The sequence below is a fragment of the Vitiosangium sp. GDMCC 1.1324 genome, assembly GCF_003044305.1.
Lineage (GTDB): Bacteria > Myxococcota > Myxococcia > Myxococcales > Myxococcaceae > Archangium.
In genome coordinates this window covers 93,092-111,477 of sequence record NZ_PZOX01000028.1, presented here as the reverse complement: position 1 = coordinate 111,477, position 18,386 = coordinate 93,092, and the positions used below count along the sequence as shown (strand labels likewise).

Below are 18,386 nucleotides of genomic sequence, written 5' to 3'. Positions count from 1 at the left end.
TCACGGTATCCCTCACCCGGCGTCCGCTTCGGAGGCGGGACCCGTGATGAGGGGCCGTCCGTCGATGAAGTCCTGGAGGTCCGCGGGCAGGGGCGAGTCGAAGGCGACGCTCTCCCCTGTGCCCGGGTGGGGGAAGGAGATGCGGGCGGCGTGGAGGGCGTGGCGCGGCAGACGCAGGCGGACCCAGGCCTCGGGCTCCAGACAGTGCTTGCTGAAGCGGTCGAAGTAGCCAGGGTCGGGGCCGTACATCTTGTCACCCACCAGGGGGAAGCCGGCCTCGCGCAGGTGGATGCGAATCTGATGTTGGCGTCCCGTCTCCGGGTAGCAGCGCAGGAGGGAGAAGGGCTCGCCGTCGCGGGAGAAGCGCTGGAGCACCTGGAAGCGGGTGCGGCTCTCCTTGCCCTCCACGGGGTCGATGCGCACGGCGATGCGGATGAGCTCGGTACCCTCGGCGATGGGGGCGTCCACGAAGAAGGTGTCCCCGGGGGGATGACCCTCGCAGACAGCGAGGTACTCCTTGTCCACGTCGCGGGAGACGAAGAGGCGGCCGAGGACGCGGCAGGACTCGGTGGTGCGCCCGCAGACGACGAGGCCGCTCGTCTCGCGGTCCAGCCGGTGGGCGGGCTCGGCGAAGGCCTCGCCGAAACGCTCGCGCAGCAGGGAGACGAGTGTGCCCTTGTGGTAGCGGGCGGTGGGATGGATGGGCAGCCCGGCGGGCTTGTCGAGCACGAGCAGCCAGTCATCCTGGAAGAGGACGGGCAGCTCGGTGGGAGTCTCTGGCTCGGCGCTGACGGGGCGGCGGATGCGGAAGCAGAGGCCCGGGTAGACGGGCGTGGAGGACTTGAGGCGGCGCTCCTCGCACAGCACGCCGCGCTGGATGATGCCGTGAAGGCGCTCGCGCGTCAGACGGCGAAGCTTCTCGGCGAGGTAGCGATCGAGCCGCCAGCCGGCATAGTTCGGCTCGACGACGAACGGGATGTCGACGTACCCCTCGGGCACTTCGCCGAAGGGGGTGGGTGTCTCCTCGCTCTGCTCTCTCGCGCTCATGAAGCCGTCCCCGCTTAACACAGAGAGCGGAACGCTTCCTCCCCGGGTCCTGCCGTCTTCCACGGACAAAGGGACGAGGAGTTGAACGACTGGGCTGGAAAAGGGGAATTCGTACATGCCCCCCTTGCCGTCCGAGGGGTCCACATGGAATCCATCCGCCGTGACCGAGGAAGCCAAGCACGAGGTGGGCCAGACCACCGCTCCGAGCGAACCGCGGCTCGGCTCCGAGGAGGAGCTGAGGTGGCGGAAGTCGATGCTCTCGGAGACGGCTGCGATGCGCGGAGTGCTCTTCAACGCCGTGCTGGAGGTGGCACGCACCCAGGGAGGAGATTCCGCGGTCCAGCGCTGCCTGGAGGCGAGTGGGGAGAAGAAGTTCCTGGACTTCTTCAGCTATCCCGCCTGCAAGTACCTCGACCTGCTCTACACGGCGGCCCGGCTGCAGAGCCGTGACCTCGAGGACTTCGAGGTGGCCATGCGGCGCTTGGGACAGCAGGCGGCGGAGAACTTCCTGGGCTCGACGGCGGGGAGGACGCTGCTGGTGCTGGTGCAGAACAATCCGCACCGGCTGATCAACAGCCTGCCGTGGGCCATCCAGGTGGGGGTGAGTGGAGTCGAGGTCTCCGTGACGAGAACGGGACCGTGGAGCGGCATCGTCACCGTCAAGCGCGACTTCAGTCCCCGCCCGTTCGTGGAAGCGGGAATCCTGGCGACGTTCGAGGCCGCCAGGGTGAAGGGCGTGAAGGGGCGCTCGTGGCCGGTGGGGCCGAACACCAACGAGTATGAGATCTCCTGGCAGTAGGAGCGCCTACACGGCCGCGAGCCGGGACGCCTCCCCCACTCCGAGGAACTGCTCGTACACCTGAGCGATCCGCTCGCCGGTGTGTCCGTCCCACCGGTCGGGAATGCGGCCCTTCTTCTCGTAACCATCGAGGATGCGATCCGCGGCGTTCTGGATGCGGACCGGGTCGGTGCCCACCACGAGGTTGGTGCCGACATCCACGGTGATGGGGCGCTCGGTGGTGTCGCGCACGGTGAGGCAGGGAATGCCGAGCACGGTGGTCTCCTCCTGGAGGCCGCCGGAGTCGGTGAAGACGAGCCGGGCCTGGGAGGTGAGCGCGAGGAACTCGAGGTAACCCATGGGGTCCACCAGGCGCAGGCCCGGGGTGCGCTCGAGCGTGGGACCGAAGCCCATCTCCGCGAAGCGCTTGCGGGTGCGCGGGTGCACGGGGAACACCACGGGCAGTCGGCTGGCCACGTGGCCGAGCGCGGACAACAACCCACCGAGCACCGTCGGGTCATCCACGTTGGAGGCGCGGTGCAGGGTGCACACGGCGTAGCCACGAGGGGTGAGGCCCAGGTCCGGGAGCGTCGGGAGACGCAGGGCCCTGTCCCGGGCGGACAAGAGCGAGTCGATCATCACATTGCCCACCAACCGGATGCGCGCGGGCTCGAGCCCCTCACGCAGGAGGTTGGCGTCCGCGTCGGCCGAGGGCGTGAGCAGCAGGTCCGCGACGCGGTCGGTGAGGATGCGGTTGATCTCCTCGGGCATGGTGCGCTCGAAGCTGCGCAGACCCGCCTCCACGTGGGAGAGGGGGATGCCCATCTTCGCCGCCACGAGCGCGGCGGACAGGGTGCTGTTGACGTCGCCGACCACGGAGACGAGATCCGGCTTCTCGCTGACGAACACTTTCTCCAGCTCGAGCATCACCCGGGCCGTCTGCTCCGCGTGGCTGCCCGAGCCGACGCCGAGGTGGGCATCCGGAGCGGGCATGCCCAGGTCGGAGAAGAAGACATCGCTCATCTTCACGTCGTAGTGCTGACCGGTGTGCACCAACTTCTGCGAGAGCGAGCCTCGCTCGGAGATGGCCCGGTGGATGGGAGCCACCTTCATGAAGTTGGGACGCGCGCCGACGATATGGAGAACCTTCTTCATGGTGGCGGGAAGCTAGGCATGGCCGCTCGGGTGCCTAGTGCCCTCGGCCCTCCGGTGCATTGCAACGTCGTGAATCTGATAGACAGCGCGGCACCATGTCCGCACCGCGCACCTTCGCCGTCATCCCCGCCCGCCATGCCAGCACGCGCTTTCCCGGCAAGCCGCTGGCCCTCATTGCCGGCCGTCCGATGATCGAGCACGTCTGGCGGCGCTGCCAGGAGGCGCGCGTCTTCGACGGGGTGGTGGTGGCCACCGACGATGCGCGCATCCAGGAGACGGTGACGCGCTTTGGAGGCACGGCGGTGATGACGTCGCCCGAGTGCGCCACGGGGACGGACCGGGTGGCCGAGGTGGCGCGGGCGCGTCCGGACGTGGACGTGTGGGTGAACGTGCAGGGCGACGAGCCGATGGTGGACCCGGCTTCACTTCGGGTACTGGCGGGCCTCTTCACGGACCCGGCGGTGGAGATGGGCACGCTGGTGCGCCCGCTGGAGGCAGCCGAGGTGGACAGCCCGCATGTGGTGAAGACGGTGCTGGCGCTGAACGGGGACGCGCTCTACTTCAGCCGCAGCACGGTGCCCTTCATCCGCGAGCCGGGCGAGGAGGGAGCGGTGAAGCGGTGGGCGCACCTGGGGCTGTATGGCTACCGGCGCGAGACGCTGCTGCGGCTGGCGGAGTTGAGCCCCACGCCGATGGAGCAGGCGGAAAAGTTGGAGCAACTCCGAGCGCTGGAGCACGGCATCCGGATCCGCTGCGGGAAGGTGACGGGACGTACGGTGGCGGTGGACGTGCCCGAGGACGTGGCCCGGGTGGAAGCGGCGATGCGTGGCGGGTGAGCCCGCCCCCTGGCCCTTCAGGTAGACATGCGGCGGGGCACATCCCGGGTTAGTCTGCGCGCGTGTCCGACGCCTCCCAGAAGCCCGACGCCTCCAAGAAGCCCAAGTTCTCCCGGGTGACGTTCCGCCGTCTGATGAGCCTTGCCCGTCCCCAGACGCGCAGGCTCATCGCCGGCACCGTCTTCCTGCTCATCGCCAGCGCCCTGGGGCTGGTGTACCCGAAGGTCATCGGCGACATCATCGACCAGGCGCTCAAGGCCGGGGACCGCTCTCGCATCGACGCCATCGCCTTGAGCATGGTGGCCGTCTTCCTGGTGCAGGGCGCGGCGATGGCGCTGCGCTTCTACTTCTTCACCACCGCTGGAGAGCGCGTGGTGACGAAGCTGAGGCAGGACCTCTTCGCCAGCCTCATGTCCCAGGAGGTGGGTTTCTTCGACGAGCGCAAGACGGGCGAGCTCACCAACCGGCTGGCCTCGGACACCACGGTGCTGCAGAACACCGTGAGCGTGAACATCTCCATGGGCCTGCGCAACGCGGCCTCCGCGCTCGGCAGCATCGCGCTGCTCTTCTACACCTCTCCGATGCTCACGGGGCTGATGCTGGCCATCGTGCCGGTGGTGGCGGTGGGAGCCGTGACGTACGGCCGCAGGGTGCGCGGGCTGGCCAAACAGACGCAGGACGCGCTCGCCCGCGCCAACGAAGTGGCCGAGGAGAGCCTCTCCGGCATCCGCACCGTGCGCTCCTTCGCCGCCGAGCGGCACGAAGTGGAGCGCTACCGCTCCGCCACGGAGATCGCCTACGACGTGGCGCGTCAACGCGCCCGCCAGTCCTCCTACTTCATGGCCGGAGCCTCTTCGGCGGGCTACCTCGCCTCGGCGGTGGTGCTCTGGTACGGCGGCCGGCTGGTGCTGGACGGCAGGCTCACGGTGGGCAGCCTCACCTCCTTCCTCATCTACTCCATCATGGTGGCCTTCTCCCTGGGGGCGCTGACGGACCTGTGGGCGGACTTCATGCGGGCCTCTGGCGCCGCCGAGCGCGTCTTCGAGCTCATCGACCGCACGCCCGCCATCCCCGCCTCGGGCGGCGAGCGACTGCCGGCCCTCCAGGGCCAGGTCGACTTCCAGGCGGTGCGCTTCGCCTACCCCTCGCGCCAGGATGTGCCGGTGCTGCAGGGCATCGACCTGGCGCTCGCCCCGGGCGAGGTGGTGGCCATCGTCGGCCCCTCGGGCGCGGGCAAGTCCACCATCGCCGCGCTGCTGGCGCGCATGTATGACCCGCAGGGTGGGCGCGTGTTGCTGGACGGCAGGGAGTTGCGCTCGTTGGATCCCGAGTGGCTGCGGCAGCAGGTGGGCACGGTGGCGCAGGAGCCGATGCTGTTCGCCTCCTCCATCGCGGACAACATCCGCTACGGCCGCACGGACGCCTCGGACGCCGAGGTGGAGGCCGCCGCGCGCGCCGCCAACGCGCACGAGTTCATCTCCCGCTTCCCCGAGGGCTACCGCACGCTGGTGGGTGAGCGGGGCGTGCAGCTCTCCGGTGGCCAGAAGCAGCGCATCGCCATCGCGCGGGCGGTGCTCAAGAATCCGCGCCTGCTCGTGCTGGATGAGGCCACCAGCGCGCTCGACGCGGAGAGCGAGCACCTGGTGCAGGAGGCGCTGGAGCGGCTGATGAAGGGCCGCACCACGCTCATCATCGCCCACCGCCTGTCCACGGTGATTGGCGCGGACCGCGTGGTGGTGATGGAGGGCGGCAAGGTGGTGCAGAGCGGCAACCACGCCGCGCTCATGGGCCAGGAGGGCCTCTACCGCAGGCTGGTGGAGCGCCAGTTCGTGGCAGCCTGACGAGCGGCCGCCCTCCCGCCTGCCTGCCCCCGGCCACTTCCCAGCACTCATCGACTGGCGCGGAGCGACCCTCGTCATTACGTAAGCCGCCGCAGAAAGGAGGTGATGCCTTGACTGAGAGCATGAGTCAGGCGTCCACCTCCGCTGGCGCGGCGCTCTGAGAGTTCCGTCCAGCGGAAGTTGACGCCGGTGTGAGCCCGTCCGTTCCGCGCACCCCTCCACGTCTGGGGCCGCGGGGCAGGCGGGCTCTTTTTTTGCCAGCCCCTCGGGAATGCGGATGCGGACCCCCTGTTGCAGGCGCCGGGGGGAAGGCCCGTTTCATCCGCTGGAGGCCCTGACCTTGTCCATCACACCCTGCCCGAGCCCTCTACCCTCCGCCTTGCGTGACGAGTCGGCGGTGGAAGGCCAGCGCAACCTGTTCTGCTTCAGCTATGACGCCTGCCTCCACCTCGCGGTGAAGCGGGGCTGGGACGGGTGGAGCTGCCGCCACTGCCCGCTGCGCGACCAGCGCGACTGCGAGCCGAGGGCCCGGGACTACGCCGAATCCCGCCCGCGGACCCAGGGCCACGACTGACTTCCGTTCCTTGCTGGACTTCCGGGGCCAGGCGGCCGTGCAAGGCGCCTGACAGAATCATTGACGCCCTCGGGGTCTCTTGGCAGGAAGGGTCATGCGCTCCAAGAAGACCAAGTTCATCTTCGTGACCGGCGGGGTCGTCAGCTCGCTGGGCAAGGGGCTCGCCTCTGCTTCCATTGGCGCCCTGCTCGAGAATCGCGGGCTCGACATCACCCTCCTGAAGCTCGACCCGTACATCAACATCGATCCGGGTACGATGAGCCCATTCCAGCATGGAGAGGTCTTCGTCACCGACGACGGTGGCGAGACCGACATGGACCTGGGCCACTACGAGCGTTTCACCAACGCGAGGATGTCCCGGCTCAACAACTTCACCTCCGGCCGCATCTACCACTCCGTCATCCAGAAGGAGCGGCGGGGCGAGTACCTGGGAAAAACAGTCCAGGTGATTCCGCACATCACGGATGAGATCAAGGCCTGCATCCGCCAGGCGGCGCAGGGCGTGGACGCGGTCATCGTCGAGGTGGGCGGGACCGTGGGCGACATCGAGTCGCTGCCCTTCCTCGAGGCCATCCGCCAGATGCGCTACGACGTGGGCGCGGGCAACGCCGTGTACATGCACCTCACGCTGCTGCCCTATATCGGCGCGGCCGGCGAGGTGAAGACCAAGCCCACGCAACACTCGGTGATGAAGCTGCGGGAGATCGGCATCCAGCCGGACTTCCTCATCTGCCGCACGGACCGGGAGATCAGCCGCGAGCTCAAGGACAAGATCGCCATGTTCTGCAACGTGGACAATGGCAACGTGTTCACCTCGCCGGACGTGAAGAGCATCTACGAGTTGCCGCTGGAGCTGCACCGCCAGGGCATCGACGAGCGGCTGGCGGAGACGCTCAACATCTGGACGCGCGCCGCCCGGCTGGACCGCTGGGAGGACATCATCCGCAAGGTGTACTCGCCGGGCCGCGGCGAGGTGAAGGTGGGCATCGTCGGCAAGTACGTGGACCTCAAGGAGAGCTACAAGAGCCTCAACGAGGCGCTGCTCCACGGCGGCATCGCCAACGACGTGAAGGTGGACCTGCAGTTCGTGGACTCGCAGGAGGTGGAGGACAAGGGTCCCGAGGCGATGCTGGGTGGGGTGGACGCCATCCTGGTGCCCGGCGGCTTCGGGGTACGCGGCACCGAGGGAAAGATTATGGCGGTGCGGTACGCCCGGGAGAAGCGGGTGCCCTTCTTCGGTATCTGCCTGGGCCTGCAGATGGCGGTGGTGGAGTTCAGCCGCAACGTGCTGGGCCTGGCCGGCGCCAACTCCCTGGAGTTCAACGAGCACACCCCGCACCCGGTGGTGACGCTCATGGAGAGCCAGGTGAAGGTCCAGGACAAGGGTGGTACGATGCGTTTGGGAAGCTACGCCTGCGCGCTCAAACCGGGCTCACTGGCGCGCAAGCTGTATGGGGAGGACGTCATCCACGAGCGACACCGCCACCGCTACGAGGTGAACAACGCCTACCGCGGCCGCCTGCAGGAGGCGGGTCTGGTCGTGTCCGGCCACAACCCCGATCTCAACCTCGTGGAGATGATCGAGCTGCCGGACCATCCGTACTTCGTGGGTTGTCAATTCCACCCGGAGTTCAAGAGCAAGCCCTTCGCGCCCCACCCGCTCTTCTCCGGCTTCATCGGCGCGGCCCTCTCGCACCGTGACGCGGGGAGGACGCAGGCATGAACCAGAGCATCGAGCTGTGCGGTCACAAGGTGGGCCCGGGCCAGAAGCTCTTCGTCATCGCCGGCCCGGACAGCATCGAGTCCGAGGAGATGGCGCTGCGGCACGCGAAGCTCCTCAAGGAGATGACGAGCCGGCTGGGCGTCCCCTATGCCTTCAAGTGCTCGTACGACAAGGCCAACCGGACCAGCGGCAAGTCCTTCCGGGGCCCCGGTCTGAAGGAGGGCCTGCGCATCCTCGGCCGAATCAAGCGCGAGGTGGGGGTGCCCATCCTCACGGACGTCCACGAGACGAGCCACGTGGGCCCCGCCGCCGAGGTGGTGGACATCATCCAGATTCCCGCCTTCCTCTGCCGCCAGACGGACCTGGTGGAGGCGGTGGCGCGCACTGGCAAGGGCGTCAACCTCAAGAAGGGCCAGTTCGTCGCGCCCAAGGACATCGTCCACTCGGCGCGCAAGGCCGTGGAGGTGGGCAACCCCAACGTGCTCGTCACCGAGCGCGGCGCCACCTTCGGCTACAACAACCTGGTGGTGGACATGCGCGGCTTCCTGCAGATGCGTGAGGCCGGGCTCGTCGTGTGCTTCGACGCCACCCACTCCGTGCAGCTGCCCTCGGCCGGCAATGGAGAGACGGCCGGCGAGCGCAAGTTCGTCTCCCTGCTGGCCCGGTCCGCCGCTGCCGCCGGAATAGACGCACTATTCACGGAAGTTCACGAAGACCCGGATCGTGCCCTGTGTGACGGTCCGTGCTCGCTCAATCCCCAGATGTTCGAGGACGTGCTACGTCAGGTGCTGGCCATCCGGCGTGCATTGGGGCACGAGCCGGCGTAGCGAGCGCAGTACGCAGTGAACCTAGCCGTGTGGGGAGGGAGTCCAAGGGACGCGACATGACGGAGCTGCCGCCCAAACCCAGCAGGGACGAGCTGACGGAGCGTGCCTCGCGCGTGCGTCTGCTCATCTTCGACGTGGACGGCGTGCTCACGGATGGCGGTCTGTACTACGGTGGTGACGGCGAGCTGATGAAGCGCTTCGACGTCAAGGACGGCCACGGGCTGGTGATGGCGAGGTTGGCGGGGTTGCGGACCGCCATCCTCACCGCACGTACGTCGTCCATCGTGGAAGTGCGTGGGCTCGAGCTGGGCGTCACCTCCGTCCTCCAGGGGCGCAAGAACAAACTGGCGGGATTTCGTGAACTGTTGGCCCAGCTGGAGGTCCCTGCCGGGGAGTGCGCGTACATGGGAGACGACGTCAATGACCTGGGTCCCCTGGGTCTGGCGGGCCTGTCGGCCTGCCCGGCGGACGCTGCTCCCGAAGTGCGTCAGGAAGTGCATTACGTGGCGCGGAGCCGGGGAGGACACGGCGCCGCACGCGAGCTGGTCGAACTGTGCTTGAAGGCATCGGGACGGTGGGAGGCCACCGTTCAACACATGAGAGACCCTGATGCCCTACAAGCTGTCAAGTTGTGAAATCGAAGAATTTTCGCTTCCTGCTTAGGTGTCTTATCCTATGAAGGCCGGAACGCAGCAGTGCAGAGTGAGGGGAGTTCGATGACGGATCAGCTCTACACGACCCACGACATCAGCCGGTTGCTCCAGGTGGACCCGTCCACGGTGAGCAAGTGGATCGACCGCGGCATCCTCATGGCGTTCCGGACGCCGGGTGGCCACCGGCGGGTACGCTCGGCGGATCTTCGCACGTTCCTCATCACCCACCAGATGCCAGTGCCCGAGGAGCTGGGCAGCAGCACCGTGCGCCTGCTGGTGGTGGATGACGAGCGTCAGGTGCTCGATGCCATCAAGCGCGCCTTCAAGCCCTACGCCAACCAGGTCGAGCTGCAGACGACCACCAGTGGCGTCGAGGCGCTCCTGCTCGTGAGCGAGCAGAAGCCGCACGGCATGCTCATCGACCTGAACATGCCGGACATCGACGGTATCGAGGTGTGCCGCCGCATCCGCGCCCGCAAGCAGATGGAGGGCGTGCGGCTCATCACCATGACGTCCGCCCACTCGCCCGAGGTCGTGGAGAGCTCGAAGCAGGCTGGCGCCGTGGCGTGCCTGCCCAAGCCGCTGGATGTGCAGCAGGTGTTGGATCTCTTCCGCGTGCCGCTGGCGCTCGGGGCCAACACCGCCGTCAAGCGCTAGGCAGCGCGGACGACACGAGCGGCGGAGCGTCTCCAGGGGGCCATGTTCCGGGGCCCCTGTGAGGGCGTATCGCCGCCCGTGTGTCCCAAGAAGCCCGAAACGAAAGGGACGAGCCCCCTTCCCTGGGGCCCATCCCCTCCGGGCACTCCGCGTTTCCCATTAGCTGTTGACCTTCACCTCGACCACGCGGGGCCGGGCCTCTTCACGCCGCGGCAGCGTCAGGGTGAGCACGCCATTCTCGTAGCGCGCCTCCACCCGGGAGGCATCCACGGTGCGCGGCAGGACGAAGGAGCGGGTGTACACGCCGAAGCTGCGCTCCAGGCGCCGCGCGCCGTCCTTGTCGGAGCGCTCCACCTTGCGCTCCGACTTGAGGGTGAGGGTGTCGTGCTCCACCTTCACCTCGATGGCCTTCGGGTCGTGCCCCGGCAGGTCCACCTGCAGGGTGATGCCCTCGGCCGTCTCGTAGATGTCCGCCGGCGGGACGAGCTCGCGCGAGCTGCCCTGGCGCGCGGACAGGTCACGGAAGAGCTGGTCGAACTCCTTCGCCATCAGAGGCCCCAGCGCCACGGCACCATTGCTCATCTCGAACGGGTTCCAACGCTTCTGCATGGTCGTCTCCTTCTCGCGTCGCACTCCTCGCGGAGCAGCGGCGCGCTGGTTGAATTGAAACTGAGTCGGTTGTCTGCCTGCGCCGTTCCCTCTCTCTGGGGGGCCAGCGCCTCTCACAGACTCAAGAGAACCATGCTTCGGAACGTGTCAAGGCGACGCGCCGCGGGCCCATTCCGGCCGGCTCAGTCGTCCTCGCGCCCCAGGGAGACGAAGACATCCTCTCCCTCCCGGGAGACGTGCACCACCCACGGCCGGCAGCACACCGGGCAGTCTTCCACGTACGTCTCCGAGCCAGGCCCACCCGGGTCCACCGTCACCTCCACAGGCTCACCGCAGTAGGGGCACAGGAGCACCTGCTCATCGGCGAAGGGTTGCATCAACGGTCTCCTTCCTGGTGGGCGGCCAGACAGGCGAGCTGGGGCCGGATGCTGTCGTCGCCCTCGCGCCAACGAGCCACCCGGGGGCGCAGGCCCGCCACGTCCACGCCTTCACACGCGGGGGGAAGGGACTCGAGCCGTTCGAGCGCGCGGGAGAAGAGCGTCCATGCACCCCGGGCATTGCCCGCGTCCCGCTTCAGCCAGCCCGCCGCCACGAGGATGAGACCCTGCAGCAACAGCCGGCGAGGGCCGCGCTCGCGCAGCCAGGCCTCTTCCCAGACCTCGTGGGCCTCGTAGAAGGAGCCGGCGTTGAAGAGCGCCACCCCCTCCGCCAAGCAGGTATCGAATCCGCGCGGCATCGAACGCGACTCCGGGCTACTTCCTCCGTAGACTGGCGACCATGGCCGCACCTCGCAACCGTATCGGAGAGATTCTCGTCAAGGCCCGCGTCATCGACGAGATGCAGCTTCGCAGCGCGCTCGCTCAACACGACCAGTGGGGCGGACGCCTGTCTCGCATCATCACCGACATGGGCCTCGTCGCTGAGGACACCATCACCCAGGCCATCTCCCAGGGCCTGGGCGTGCAGCGCGTCCAACTGGGCACCGCCAAGGACCCCGGCGCGCTCGCGAAGGTGGACGTCGGCTTCGCCGAGCAGAAGAGCATCTTCCCCGTGTCCCTGCGCGACAACGGCAAGACACTCGTGCTCGCGATGGCGGACCCCACCGACCTGCAGACCATCGACCAGGTGGCCGCGCGCAGCCGCACGCGCGTCATCCCCATGGTGGCCGGCGACCGGGAGATCCAGAACGCCATCCTGCGCCACTACCGCAACCAGGACCCGGCCGTCAGCCACAGCGCCCACCCTGCCTCGCGCAGAGAGAGCGCCGGGGGTGACGAGGACGAGTTCAAGATCGTCGACATCAGCGGCAAGACGGTGATGAAGGCCCTGTCCGACATCGCCCCGAACATGGCGAAGGAGAACGCCGCCCGGCAGGCCGGTCCCGCGACCACTCCCGCGCCCGTGCCCTCGCGCGGCGGTGGGGGAGCGAGCGCGGCGGATCTGCTCGATGAAATCCTCAGCTCCGCGCCCTCCCCGGCCGAGGTGTTCTCCCCTGAGGAGATGCAGCGGCTGCAGGCAGTGCAGGTCAACCAGGAGAAGAGCTCCAAGATTCTGCGCGCCCTGCTCGAGCTGCTGCTGGAGAAGCGCACGATTCAGCAGCGGGAGCTGGCGGCGCGCATGCGCCCCTCCTGAGCCGCCCTACGCCATCACCTCCTGGAGCTCGCGGCGGGTGAGCCCCAGGAGGTAGAGGATGGTGTCCAGACCGCCGGCGGAGATGGAGGTGTCGGCCGCCTGGCGCAGCTTGGGCTTGGCGCGGAAGGCGATACCCAGGCCCGCGCGCTCCAGCATCAACAGGTCGTTCGCGCCATCGCCCACGGCGATGACCTGGTCGAGCAGGATTCCCTCCGCCTGGGCGATGCTCTCCAGCAGCTCCGCCTTGCGGCGTGCGTTGACGATGGGCCCCAGAGTGCGGCCGGTGAGCTTGCCGTCCACCTCCTCCAGCACGTTGGAGTGGGCGTAGACGATGCCCAGCCGGGCCTTGAGCGCCTCGGCCGCCACGGAGAAGCCACCGCTGATGATGGCGGTGCGATAGCCCAGCCGCTTGAGCACGCGGATGAGCGTCTCCGCGCCCTCGGTGAGCGGGAGGTTGGCGGCGATGTCCCGCAGCACCTTCACGTCCAGCCCCTTCAACAGCGCCACGCGCTGGCGCAGGGACTCGTCGTAGTCCATCTCCCCCTGCATGGCGCGCTCGGTGATGCGCGACACCTGCTCTCCCACGCCGTAGGCCCGCGCCAGCTCATCGATGACCTCGATGCGGATGAGCGTGGAGTCCATGTCCATCACCACCAGCCGCTTGCTGCGCCGGTAGAGGGTCTCCCGCTGCAGTGCCACGTCGAAGGCGCTGGTGGACATGGCCAGCGCCAGGAGCGAGCGCTTGAGCTCCTCCGGATCCCTGTCCTGCGTCAGGGCGATGTGGATTTCGATGGAGCTCGGGTCGCCCTCGGACAGTTGGTTGACGCGCTCGATGTTGGCATTGTGCTGGGCCAGCCGCTCGGCCACGGCGTGCAGCTCGCGAGCGCCCAGGGAGCGGCCCACCATGGTCACGACATGCCGGCTGGGGCTGGGCGCCGCCGGGGAGCGCGACTCCGTCACCGGCTGGAAGTCCAGCGACACCCCCAGCTCCCGAGCCGCGAAGAGCAGCTCCATGAGGACGCTGCTCGTCTCGGGCAGGCGCACCAACAGGGACAGGGTGAGCTGCCCATGCACCACCACCTGCTCGATATCGAGCAGCGCCGCGCCCACCTTGGCGAGAATGCCGGTCAGACGGGCGGTGATGCCGGGCTGGTCCCTCCCGGTAACGGTGACGAGGACAGGCTCCTGCGGATTCGGGCTGTTGCTCATGATGCGGTGAGTCTACAGCCCGGCGCTCCGGCCGCGAGCACTCGTGACGCTGGGGGCCCGGCGCAGCACCAGGCCCCCGGGAGCGCTACTGCGGCTCCGAGGAGAGGATGAGGTCCCCCTTGGCGAGGAACTGCGCTTCGGTGAAGGACTTGTAGAAGTCCTCCAGCATCGCGTCGACGTCCGGGTAGCGCTGCTCCACCCGGTCCTGGGTCATCTTGTCGAAGATGGCGTCCAGGCCGGCGGGGGCCTCGGGGTTGACCTCGGAGGGCAGCGGCGAGCGGCGGCCCGGAATCTGCCCGGTGAGCATCTCGTAGAGGAGGATGCCCAACCCGTAGACGTCGGAGGCGGGACCGGAGTCCTTCGCACGCTGGGGCTGGAGGAGCTCGGGGGCCAGGTACACCATGCCGCTGGCGCCCACGAAGACCTGGGGCAGACCCTTGGAGGCATCCTGCTCCACCACGCGGCCGAGGCCGAAGTCACCCAGCTTCGCGTTGCCGTAGACGTCGAAGAGGATGTTCTCCGGCTTGAGGTTGTGGTGGGTGAGGCCCACGGCGTGCGCGGCGCGCAGCGCATAGGCCACCTGCAGGAAGCAGCGCATGGCCAGGGACACCGGAATGCCCTTGCCCCCACCGTCCTCCAGCCTGCCCTTGAGGCTGCCGTGCAGCTGCTCGAGCACGTAGTAGGGCTTGGCCGTCTCGGTGTTCTGATCCAGCACCTGGACGATGCCCGGGTGGCGCACCTGGGCCTGCGCGCACAGCTCCTTCTTCAGCCGCTTGAGCACCTCGCCGCGCTGGAGGAAGGAGAAGTAGCCGAAGATGTCCTTCAGCTCCTTGACGCAGATGTCCTGCCCGAGCGCGTTGAAGCGGCCCTTGTACACGGTGCCGAGCGGCCCGGAGCCAACGGCCTCGAGCTTCTGATAGCGCTGATCCAACAGCTCCGAAGCCTTCGGGGCGGAGGGGGTGGCCAGCGGCTGCACGGACGCGGAGACGGGAGCGGGAGGCGCCATGGGAGCGACGGGGGGAGCGGGCGGCAGGGGGATGGCCTCGTTGCGCATGCTGGCCACCGGGGGAGGAGGCACGGGCGCGGGGAGTGGCAGCTCCACTCCGAACGAACCGGACGCGCGGGTGCGCGGCAGGGACGGAGGCTCGGCGGGCCGCAACATCTCCGACTCCTCGAGGAAGATGTCCGGCGGAGGTGGCGGCATGATGGGCTCGTCTCCCTCGTCAGCACCCTGGACGACGGGCACATCCCCGGCGAGCTGATCGGCGAAGAACTCGCCCACCTCCAGGGCGAACTTGTCCTGCAGCTCGCCCCCCACCACGCGCTCACCCAGCTCGGTGAGGCGCAGCTGCGCTTCGCGGTGGTCCAGCGCGATGTAGAGGTACTTGCGGAGGAAGAGATAGTAGCTGTCGAACTCCAGCGAGACGGACGGCTCGAGCGTGGCCTTCACATCGGCCAGCTTGCTCGAGCGACCCAGACGGCCGTTCTCCTTCAGACTCTGGAGGATGAACAGCGCCTCGCCGCAGACGGTATCGCGGTGGATGGCGGGCTTGGACATGCGCGCCGGACTCTACGCGGCCCAGCGCCCCGCCTCAAATCAGCCGCCCGCCTCTCTGTCAGGGAATGTGAAGCAGCTGCTTCACCGTCTCCAGCACTTCCTGGAAGCGCACCGGCTTGCGCAGGTAGATGTCCACGCCCAGCTGCATGGCACGCTCACGCGCCTCCGGGCCTCCCGCGGAGATGGCCACCACGGGGATGGACTTGAGCGACTCCTCGGCGCGGATGCGCTCGATCAGCGCGAAGCCGTCCATCACCGGCATGTACAGGTCCGTCATCACCAGACTGAAGCGGCCCCGCTTCTCCTGCAGCTGCTGCAGGGCGTGGTGCCCGTCCGGAGAGAAGTGCACCTCGAGCGGCACCTTGCCCGCCAGCTCGCCACTCGCCAGCTTCTTGAGCACGTAGCTGTACATCTCCACGATGTGCGGGTTGTCCTCGACAATGAGGACACGGTAGCCCTCGGCGGGGGGGGCCGTCTGGTCCGACGCGCGGGTCTGTCCTGCCGAACTCAAGATTTCACCCAATCGCTGCCGGTCCTGATCGCGCACCACCCGGATGCCGACTCCACCCGGAGCCTCCGCCGACACTGGCCGTACCCAGGCCACCGTCCCCACGACTTGTACCGGATTCAGCAGCCCCGGGAAAGAAAGTGCCAGCCCCACCTCCTGGCCAGCCGTGAACGCCCGGTCGGTCTGCACGAAAATCCCTCCCTTGGAGAGATTCTCGGTGACCTCCGTCATCCGGGCCTGATCCGGGAACTGCACTCGCAGCACGAGCGGCACTCGGGAACCATCTCGCTTGTCGTCTGATCCCCGATTCATAACAAGGGGTTGAAATCGCTCGGCATTTCGCTGATGGGGCGCAGTGTAGCGCCGAGGGTTTATGTTGACAACGCGGCCTTTCGAGCCGTACGAAGCGCCCGCCATGGCGGAGCCCCTGTTCACCCCCGAAGAGCAGAAGAAGTTCGACGCGGAGATCGCGGAGATCCTCTCGCACTACCCCGCGGATCGGAAGAGCGCAGGAATGCTGCCCGCGCTTCGTCTGCTGCAGGAGCTGAAAGGCTGGCTGCCCCCCGAGGGACTCAAGCTGGTCGCCAGCCGGCTGGGCGTCACTCCCGAGCGCGCCTACGAGGTGGCGAGCTTCTACGTGATGTACCACCTCAAGAAGCCGGGGAAGTACACCGTCGACGTCTGCACCAACCTCTCCTGCTCCCTGCGGGGCGCGGAGAAGATGCTCGCCTACCTGGAGCAGAAGCTCGGGTTGAAGGCCGGTGAGATGAACGAGCGCTTCTTCCTGCGCGAGACCGAGTGCCTGGCCTCTTGCGGCACCGCGCCGTGCCTGCAAATCAACGAGGAGCATCACGAGAACCTGACGAAGGCCCAGGTCGACGCGCTCTTCGACAAGCTTCCCTGAACTTCCGCATCAAGGAACCTGATTCCATGGCGACAACGGCATTTGAACCGCTCATCTCGAGCGCCTGGGGCAAGCCCAACTCCTGGAAGCTGGAGGAGTACAAGAAGCGCGGGGGCTACAAGGGGCTGGAGAAGGCCCTGGAGATGGCGCCGGCGCAGATCATCGACGAGGTGAAGAAGTCCAACCTCCGCGGGCGCGGTGGAGCGGGCTTCCCCACGGGCCTCAAGTGGAGCTTCGTCCCCAAGGACAGCCCCAAGGCGAAGTACCTGGCGGTCAACGGCGATGAGTCCGAGCCGGGCACCTTCAAGGACCGCTACATCCTCGAGAATGATCCGCACATGATGCTGGAGGGCATCGCCATCGCGTCCTACGCGCTGGGCGTGCACACCTGCTACGTGTACCTGCGCGGCGAGTTCAAGCTCCAGGCGGAGCGCACCAACGCGGCCATCCGCGAGGCGTATGCCGCGGGCATCTTCGGCAAGAAGATCCTGGGCAAGGACTACCAGCTGGACTGCTACGTGGTGCGCGGCGCGGGCGCCTACATCTGCGGCGAGGAGACGGCGCTGCTGGAGAGCCTCGAGGGCAAGAAGGGCTGGCCCCGGCTCAAGCCGCCGTTCCCCGCGGTGGTGGGCCTGTTCGGCTGCCCCACGGTGGTCAACAACGTGGAGACGCTCGCCAGCGTGCCCCACGTGTTCACCCGCGGCGCCGCCTGGTACGCCGGGCTGGGCACCGACAAGTCGGGCGGCACCCGCCTGGTGTGCCTGTCGGGCACGGTGAACCGGCCGGGCGTCTATGAGGTTCCGCTCGAGGCGACCTTCACCCAGCTCATCTTCGACGACAAGTACGGCCAGGGCATGCCCAAGGGCCGCAAGGTGAAGGCGGTGATTCCCGGCGGCTCGTCGGCGCCCATCCTGAGCCCGGACGAGCTGGACGTGGCCATGGAGTTCGAGGCCGTCAAGGTGAAGCAGACCATGGCGGGCTCCGGCGGCGTCATCGTCATGGACGACACCACGTGCATGGTGCGCAGCCTGTGGCGCGTGGCGCGCTTCTACGCCGAGGAGTCGTGCGGCCAGTGCACCCCGTGCCGCGAGGGCACCCCGTGGCAGACGCGCGTGCTGCGCAAGCTCGAAGAGGGCCGCGGCGAGCCGGGTGACGTGGAGATCCTCAGCAACGTGGCGGCCTCCATCGCGCCCTACCCGCCCATCGGCCTGGGCAACACCATCTGCGCGCTGGGCGATGCCGCGGCGCTGCCGACCCATTCCTTCCTCATGCGCTTCCGCGACGAGTTCGAGGCGCACATCCGCGAGCACCGCTGCCCGTTCGGCGACAAGCCCTGGGGCGCGTTCGGAGACTGGTCGTGAACATCGAGCTGGTTCTCTTCGGAGCCTTCGCGCTCCTGACGCTGCTGTCGGCCGGGCTGGTCATCTTCTCCAAGAGCGCGATCAGCTCCGCCATGGCACTGGTGGCCACGTTCTTCTTCCTGGCCGGCACCTACGTGCTGCTGTGGGCCCACACCGTGGCGGTGCTGCAGGTGCTGGTCTACGCGGGCGCCATCATGGTGCTCTTCCTCTTCGTCATCATGCTGCTCAACCTGGGCGAGTCGACCTCGTCCGGGCCGAGGCTGACGCTCTCGCGCATCCTGGGCGGAGGAGCGGCGGCGGGACTGTTCGCGGTGCTGGTGGTGGCCCTGCTGAAGATGCCGTCGGCCGCCCCCGGGATTTCCGGACCGGAGGCCGTGTCCAAGGGCTTCGGCACGCTGCAGGTCATCGGTGTGGAAATCTTCACCAAGTGGCTGCTGCCCTTCGAGGCGGTGAGCTTGCTGCTGCTGGTGGGCATGGTGGGCGCGGTCGTGGTGGCCAAGTCGAGGATCTGAAC

Annotated in this window: 20 protein-coding genes; 12 read left to right on the top strand and 8 right to left on the bottom strand. The window is 67.9% G+C overall.

Annotation, left to right across the window (positions count from 1 at the left end; translation table 11 throughout):
• Positions 1-12: 12 nt before the first annotated feature.
• Positions 13-1,047 (bottom strand): RluA family pseudouridine synthase, encoded by a 1,035-nt coding sequence (locus DAT35_RS49735; RefSeq protein WP_108076413.1) that lies wholly within the window; start codon positions 1,045-1,047, stop codon positions 13-15.
• Between the two features lie 160 nt (positions 1,048-1,207).
• On the opposite strand from DAT35_RS49735, the gene DAT35_RS49730 reads away from it, so the two are divergent.
• Positions 1,208-1,846 carry a DUF2378 family protein gene (locus DAT35_RS49730; RefSeq protein WP_158502207.1) on the top strand — a complete coding sequence of 213 codons (639 nt, stop codon included), beginning with the start codon at positions 1,208-1,210 and terminating at the stop codon, positions 1,844-1,846.
• Positions 1,847-1,852: 6 nt separating this feature from the next.
• Here the strand turns inward: DAT35_RS49730 and wecB are convergent, their stop codons facing one another.
• Positions 1,853-2,980 carry a non-hydrolyzing UDP-N-acetylglucosamine 2-epimerase gene (gene wecB, locus DAT35_RS49725; protein WP_108076411.1) on the bottom strand — a complete coding sequence of 376 codons (1,128 nt, stop codon included), beginning with the start codon at positions 2,978-2,980 and terminating at the stop codon, positions 1,853-1,855.
• Between the two features lie 95 nt (positions 2,981-3,075).
• On the opposite strand from wecB, the gene kdsB reads away from it, so the two are divergent.
• The 7 genes from kdsB (at position 3,076) to DAT35_RS49690 (ending at position 10,091) form a co-directional block, all read left to right on the top strand.
• Positions 3,076-3,816, top strand: coding sequence for a 3-deoxy-manno-octulosonate cytidylyltransferase (gene kdsB, locus DAT35_RS49720; RefSeq protein ID WP_108076410.1), 741 nt, complete (start codon positions 3,076-3,078; stop codon positions 3,814-3,816).
• Positions 3,817-3,950: 134 nt separating this feature from the next.
• On the top strand, positions 3,951-5,657 hold the full coding sequence (locus tag DAT35_RS49715) for an ABC transporter ATP-binding protein (protein WP_108076528.1): 1,707 nt from the start codon (positions 3,951-3,953) through the stop codon (positions 5,655-5,657).
• Between the two features lie 340 nt (positions 5,658-5,997).
• Complete coding sequence (locus DAT35_RS49710; protein ID WP_108076409.1) at positions 5,998-6,231, top strand: hypothetical protein; 234 nt, start codon at positions 5,998-6,000, stop codon at positions 6,229-6,231.
• A 94-nt stretch (positions 6,232-6,325) separates the two neighbouring features.
• The gene (locus DAT35_RS49705; RefSeq protein WP_108076408.1) at positions 6,326-7,954 is read left to right on the top strand and encodes a CTP synthase; all 1,629 of its coding nucleotides are present in this window, start codon (positions 6,326-6,328) and stop codon (positions 7,952-7,954) included.
• On the top strand, positions 7,951-8,781 hold the full coding sequence (gene kdsA / locus DAT35_RS49700) for a 3-deoxy-8-phosphooctulonate synthase (protein ID WP_108076407.1): 831 nt from the start codon (positions 7,951-7,953) through the stop codon (positions 8,779-8,781). The genes DAT35_RS49705 and kdsA overlap by 4 nt, the downstream gene beginning before the upstream one ends.
• Positions 8,782-8,837: 56 nt before the next feature.
• The gene (locus tag DAT35_RS49695) at positions 8,838-9,416 is read left to right on the top strand and encodes an HAD family hydrolase (protein WP_108076406.1); all 579 of its coding nucleotides are present in this window, start codon (positions 8,838-8,840) and stop codon (positions 9,414-9,416) included.
• Between the two features lie 81 nt (positions 9,417-9,497).
• The gene (locus DAT35_RS49690) at positions 9,498-10,091 is read left to right on the top strand and encodes a response regulator (RefSeq protein WP_108076405.1); all 594 of its coding nucleotides are present in this window, start codon (positions 9,498-9,500) and stop codon (positions 10,089-10,091) included.
• A 159-nt stretch (positions 10,092-10,250) separates the two neighbouring features.
• Here the strand turns inward: DAT35_RS49690 and DAT35_RS49685 are convergent, their stop codons facing one another.
• The 3 genes from DAT35_RS49685 to DAT35_RS49675 form a co-directional block, all read right to left on the bottom strand.
• Entirely contained in the window at positions 10,251-10,700 is a 450-nt protein-coding gene (locus tag DAT35_RS49685) for an Hsp20/alpha crystallin family protein (protein ID WP_108076404.1), read from the bottom strand.
• 182 nt (positions 10,701-10,882) lie between these two features.
• Complete coding sequence (locus DAT35_RS49680; protein WP_108076403.1) at positions 10,883-11,077, bottom strand: CPXCG motif-containing cysteine-rich protein; 195 nt, start codon at positions 11,075-11,077, stop codon at positions 10,883-10,885.
• Complete coding sequence (locus DAT35_RS49675) at positions 11,077-11,436, bottom strand: DUF309 domain-containing protein (RefSeq protein ID WP_108076402.1); 360 nt, start codon at positions 11,434-11,436, stop codon at positions 11,077-11,079. Before DAT35_RS49675 ends, DAT35_RS49680 begins: the two co-directional genes overlap by 1 nt.
• A gap of 41 nt (positions 11,437-11,477) precedes the next feature.
• Between DAT35_RS49675 and DAT35_RS49670 the strand changes: the two genes are divergently transcribed.
• Entirely contained in the window at positions 11,478-12,332 is an 855-nt protein-coding gene (locus DAT35_RS49670; protein WP_108076401.1) for a general secretion pathway protein GspE, read from the top strand.
• 6 nt (positions 12,333-12,338) lie between these two features.
• Here DAT35_RS49670 and serB read toward each other — a convergent pair whose 3' ends face one another.
• The 3 genes from serB to DAT35_RS49655 form a co-directional block, all read right to left on the bottom strand.
• A complete protein-coding gene (gene serB, locus DAT35_RS49665; RefSeq protein ID WP_108076400.1) occupies positions 12,339-13,541 on the bottom strand; it encodes a phosphoserine phosphatase SerB in 1,203 nt (400 codons plus the stop codon).
• Positions 13,542-13,626: 85 nt separating this feature from the next.
• A complete protein-coding gene (locus tag DAT35_RS49660; RefSeq protein ID WP_108076399.1) occupies positions 13,627-15,099 on the bottom strand; it encodes a serine/threonine-protein kinase in 1,473 nt (490 codons plus the stop codon).
• Between the two features lie 58 nt (positions 15,100-15,157).
• Positions 15,158-15,919, bottom strand: a complete 762-nt coding sequence (locus DAT35_RS49655) for a TIGR02266 family protein (protein WP_108076398.1) — start codon at positions 15,917-15,919, stop codon at positions 15,158-15,160.
• 103 nt (positions 15,920-16,022) lie between these two features.
• Here DAT35_RS49655 and nuoE point away from each other — a divergent pair, with 103 nt between their 5' ends.
• The 3 genes from nuoE to DAT35_RS49640 are packed head-to-tail and all read left to right on the top strand — an operon-like array spanning position 16,023 to position 18,384.
• On the top strand, positions 16,023-16,511 hold the full coding sequence (gene nuoE, locus DAT35_RS49650; protein ID WP_108076397.1) for an NAD(P)H-dependent oxidoreductase subunit E: 489 nt from the start codon (positions 16,023-16,025) through the stop codon (positions 16,509-16,511).
• Between the two features lie 26 nt (positions 16,512-16,537).
• Positions 16,538-17,872 carry an NADH-quinone oxidoreductase subunit NuoF gene (nuoF, locus tag DAT35_RS49645; RefSeq protein WP_108076396.1) on the top strand — a complete coding sequence of 445 codons (1,335 nt, stop codon included), beginning with the start codon at positions 16,538-16,540 and terminating at the stop codon, positions 17,870-17,872.
• The gene (locus tag DAT35_RS49640) at positions 17,869-18,384 is read left to right on the top strand and encodes an NADH-quinone oxidoreductase subunit J (RefSeq protein ID WP_108076395.1); all 516 of its coding nucleotides are present in this window, start codon (positions 17,869-17,871) and stop codon (positions 18,382-18,384) included. The genes nuoF and DAT35_RS49640 overlap by 4 nt, the downstream gene beginning before the upstream one ends.
• The last annotated feature ends 2 nt before the right edge of the window (positions 18,385-18,386 follow it).